3 protein-coding genes are annotated in these 4,246 nt (G+C 76.6%); all 3 read left to right on the top strand.

All coding sequences use genetic code 11. The features are described 5' to 3' along the window. Nucleotides 1-1,205: exopolysaccharide biosynthesis polyprenyl glycosylphosphotransferase (locus ACLU3S_RS36060; RefSeq protein WP_413956196.1), on the top strand; the 1,205-nt coding region annotated here is incomplete at its 5' end. 3 nt (nucleotides 1,206-1,208) lie between these two features. Further along, complete coding sequence (locus tag ACLU3S_RS36055; RefSeq protein WP_413956195.1) at nucleotides 1,209-2,576, top strand: O-antigen ligase family protein; 1,368 nt, start codon at nucleotides 1,209-1,211, stop codon at nucleotides 2,574-2,576. Between the two features lie 268 nt (nucleotides 2,577-2,844). Next, a partial coding sequence (locus tag ACLU3S_RS36050; RefSeq protein WP_413956194.1) for a lipid II flippase MurJ occupies nucleotides 2,845-4,246 on the top strand: 1,402 nt, incomplete at its 3' end.

Here is a 4,246-nt window from a genome sequence, read left to right as displayed (position 1 = left end):
TGCTGGTCGCCGCCCTGGTGGCCGGAGCGCTGCTGCTGCGTCCACGCTCCACGCGGCCGGTGCCCGGCGTGCTCGACGAACTGCCCGTGCTGTGCGGCCGGATCGCGGTGGCCTGGCTGGGCCTGGACGCACTGCTCGCCGCCCACGCCCCCGGGCGCGTCCTGTCCCCCCGCACCCTGCTGCTCGGCTGGGTGCTGCACGCGGCGGCGGCCTGCGCGGGCCGGGGCGCGGTGCACTGGCGGCGCCGGATCGCACTGCTGCGCCGGCCGCGCACCGCGCTGGTGATCGGGCCCGCCGCGACCGCGCAGCGCGTGGCCGCCGCGCTGCTCAGGCACCCGCGCTGCGGAGTGCGGCCGGTGGGCGTCGTCGCGGACCACCCCGACGGCAGCGGCGGCCTGCCCCTGCTGACCACCGCGGAGGAGGTGCAGCGGGCGCTCATCCAGAACGGGGTGCGCGCCGTGCTCACCGTCCACCCGGACGTGCGCGCCGAACAGGGCCCGTTGCTGCGGGCGCTCGCCGAGTCCGGCTGCGCGTTGTGGGAGGTGGACGCGGCCTGCCCGGCGTACGAGACGCGCGAGCAGCTCGCCGGGTTCGCGGTCCGCCGCCTGGACCTGGGCCCGCGGCGGCGCACCGGCCTCGGCAAGCGGCTGCTGGACGTGCTCGTGTCCGGGACCCTGCTCGTGCTGGCCGGCCCGGTGCTGCTGGGGTGCGCGCTGGTGCTGCGGCTCACCGACGGGCCCGGGGTGGTCTTCCGGCAGGAGCGCATCGGCAAGGACGGCCGGCCCTTCACCCTGCTGAAGTTCCGCACCCACCGCCCGGCCGACGAGCACGAGGCGGCCACCCGCTGGAGCGTGGCGGGCGAACGCCGGATGGGCCGCTTCTGCCGGTTCCTGCGGCAGACCTCGCTGGACGAGCTGCCCCAGCTGTGGAACGTCTTCCGCGGCGACATGAGCCTGGTCGGACCGCGTCCCGAACGGCCGTACTTCGTCACCCAGTTCAGCAGGACCTATCCGGGCTACGCGGCCCGCCACCGGATGCAGACGGGCATCACCGGGCTCGCCCAGATCAACGGGCTGCGCGGCGACACCTCCATCGAGGACCGGGCTCGCTTCGACAACGCGTACATCGACAACTGGTCGCTGTGGCAGGACGTCTGCATCCTGCTGCGCACCGCCGCCGCGCTCGTGCGGTCCACGGGGAGCTGACCGATGGTCCTCGCCCTGCCGCTGCGCCGCCCCCTGCGCCCCTCCCCGGTGCTGCCCGTGGTGGCGGTGGTGGCGCTGCTCGCGCTGCCTGTGGCGCCCTCCGGCGAGGGCGGCGCGGGCCCCGCCGACGTGCTGTCCGGGCTGGTCGTGGCCTACTGCGCCGTACGGCTCCTGCGCGAGCGCCGCCGCCCGCTGACGCGGACCGCCGCCGTGCTGCTCGGCCTGCCGGTGGCGGGCGTCTCACTGGCCGCGGCCGACGCGCTCTCGCCGGGCGCCGGGATCACCGGTCTCGGCCGCTACCTGCAGATCTTCGTGCTGGTGCCCGGGGCCGTCCTGCTGCTCGTCCGCGACCGGCGCGACCTGCGCCTGCTCGCCTGGTCACTGGTGGCCCTGGCGGGCTGTCAGGGCGCGGTCGGCGTGCACCAGTACGTCACCGGGACCGGCGCGTCCTACCAGGGCGAGAACATCCGCGCGGTCGGCACCTTCGGCCCGACGGACGTGATGGGCATGGCGACGGTGGTGTCCTTCGGGCTGGTGTGCGCGGTGGCGCTGGCGCTGGGCCGCCGCAGCGGACGGGAACGCGTGATCGCGGTGGTCTGCGCCGTCGCCCTCGTCCCGCCGCTGGCCCTCTCCTTCAGCCGGGGCGCCTGGATCGCGACCGCCGTGACACTCACCGTGCAGCTGGTGCTGGCCGGGCTGCGCCGGGCGCTGCGGACCGGCGCGGTCGTGGCGGCGGCGTGCGTGGTCCTGGTGGGCGGGCTCGGGGTGGGTACGGCGATGCTGCAGGAGCGGATCGACAGCATCGCCCAGGTCACCGACGCGCCCGACCAGTCGGTCACCGACCGGTACACGATGTGGGCCGCCGCCGTCGACATGTGGCGCGGGCACCCGCTGGCCGGCGTCGGACTGAAGGGCTTCCCCGAGTACCGGGACGGACACGCCTCGCTCGCGCTGTCCTCCGGCAGCGACACGGAGGGCGCCGGCGTGGCGTTCCGCAGGCAGCCGCTGCTCTCCCCGCACAACATGTACCTGCTGGTGCTCGGCGAACAGGGCCTGATCGGGCTGCTCTGCCTCGCGGGCAGCTGGCTCGCCCTCCTGCTGTGCGCCCTGCGCGGCCTGTACCGCTCCCGCGCCCGCGGCGGCCGGGGCCTGGACTGCGCGCTGGTCGCCTGCGGGCTCCTGGTCTGGCAGCTCGTCGACTTCCTCTACGCCGACATCGGCGGCCCCTCGACCGTGCTCACCGCGGTGTGCTTCGGCATGGCCGGCTGGTGGGCCCTGGTCGGCGCCGACCGGATCGCCCGTGGCGCGGACGCCGCGCCGGAGGGCGAGCCGGACACACGGACGGGGAAGGCGGCGCTGCGATGCCGGTGAACCCGGACGGGCCGACGCGGGAGCGGGTCGCCCCGGTGCGGCCCCGGAACGGGGCGCGCGTCCGGCCGACGCGGCACAACACCCACGAGCCGACCCGGCCGCCACGACACCCGAACCAGGCATCCGCCCAACCGACGCCGCACCGCAACCGGAAGCCCGTCCGTCCCCTGCGACACCCGAACCGGCCACCCGCCCAACCGACGCCGCACAACACCCACGAGCCGACCCGGCCGCCACGACACCGGGGCCCGGCGCGGAGGGCGGCGCGATGACGCGGCCCGGAACCGAGCGCGCTCCGGCCGGGGCGGCCGGAACCGCCGTGCCGGCGGCGCGGTCGGGCGTGACCGGGCCCGGCGACCGGACCGACGCCCCGCCCACCCGTCGCTTCCTCGCCAAGGCCGCGTTCGTCACCGTCTCCCTGTCGGTCGCGGGGGCGCTGCTGGGGCTGGTCCGGGATCAGTCGCTGGCGCGGCTGTTCGGGGCCGGGCGGGAGACGGACGCCTTCCTGGTGGCCTGGACGGTGCCGGAGTTCGCGGCCACGCTCCTCATCGAGGACGGACTGTCCTTCGCGCTGGTCCCGGCGTTCAGCGCGGCGCTGGCCCGCCGCGCGCGGGGAGCCCCGGGGGACCCGGTGCGCTCGCTGGTCGCCGCCACCGTGCCGAGACTGGCGGCGGCGTGCGCGGCGGCCGGCGCGCTGCTCGCGCTGGCCGCGCCCCGGCTCGTGGCGGTGCTCGCCCCCGGCCTGCCCGATCCCCGCCTCGCCGTGGACTGCACCCGACTCACCGCGACATGCGTGCTGAGCTTCGGTCTCGCCGGGTACTGCAGCGCGGCGCTGCGCGCCCACCGCCGCTTCCTGGCACCGGCCGCGATCTACGTCGTCTACAACACCGGCATCGTCACGGTGATGTACGCCCTCGGCGGCCACTGGGGCGTGCGCTCCGCCGCGCTCGGGGTCGCGGCGGGCGGCTTCCTGATGGCCGGCGTCCAGGTCCCCTCGCTGGTGCGGCGGTTGCGGCAGGGGAACGGCGAGACGGCGCCGCCCGCACCCGGCGGCGAGGCGCGTCCCGTGGACGCCTCGCTGATGGCCACCGTGCTGCTGTTCGCGCTGTGCCGGCAGTCGCAGGTGCTCGTCGAGCGGTTCCTCGCCTCCGGTCTGCCGGCCGGCGCCATCTCGCACCTGAACTACGCGCAGAAGGTCGCCCAGATCCCGATGTCGCTGTCGATGATGCTGTGCACGGTCACCTTCCCGGTGGTCGCGCGGGCGCTCGCCGAGGGCGACACCGAGCGGGCCCGGCGCCGGGTGGAGCGGGACCTGGCGCTGGCGGCCGCCCTGGTGCTGCTCGGCGCCGCCGCGGTCGTGGCGTGCGCCCCGCAGCTGATCGGCCTGCTGTTCCAGCGCGGCGCGTTCACCGCCGGGGACACCGCCGCGACCGCCGAGGTGATGCGGGTCTACGCGCTCGGGCTGCTCGGCCAGACGCTGACGGGCGTGCTCGTCCGGTCGTACTTCTCGGCGGGCCGCGCCACCTGGTACCCGGTCGGCGCCATGGCCGCGGGCATCGCCGTGACCTCCTGGGCCGGCGCCGGCGCGCTCCGCTCCTGGGGCGTCATGGGGATCGCCGCCGCCAACGCCGCCGGCATCACCGTCACCGCCGTCCTGCTGCTGGCCGGGG

It is taken from the genome of Streptomyces sp. AF1A, from assembly GCF_047340315.1.
Taxonomy (GTDB): Bacteria; Actinomycetota; Actinomycetes; order Streptomycetales; family Streptomycetaceae; genus Streptomyces.
Note: the sequence above shows the minus strand (reverse complement) of the source record. Positions and strands in the feature narration are given on the sequence as shown.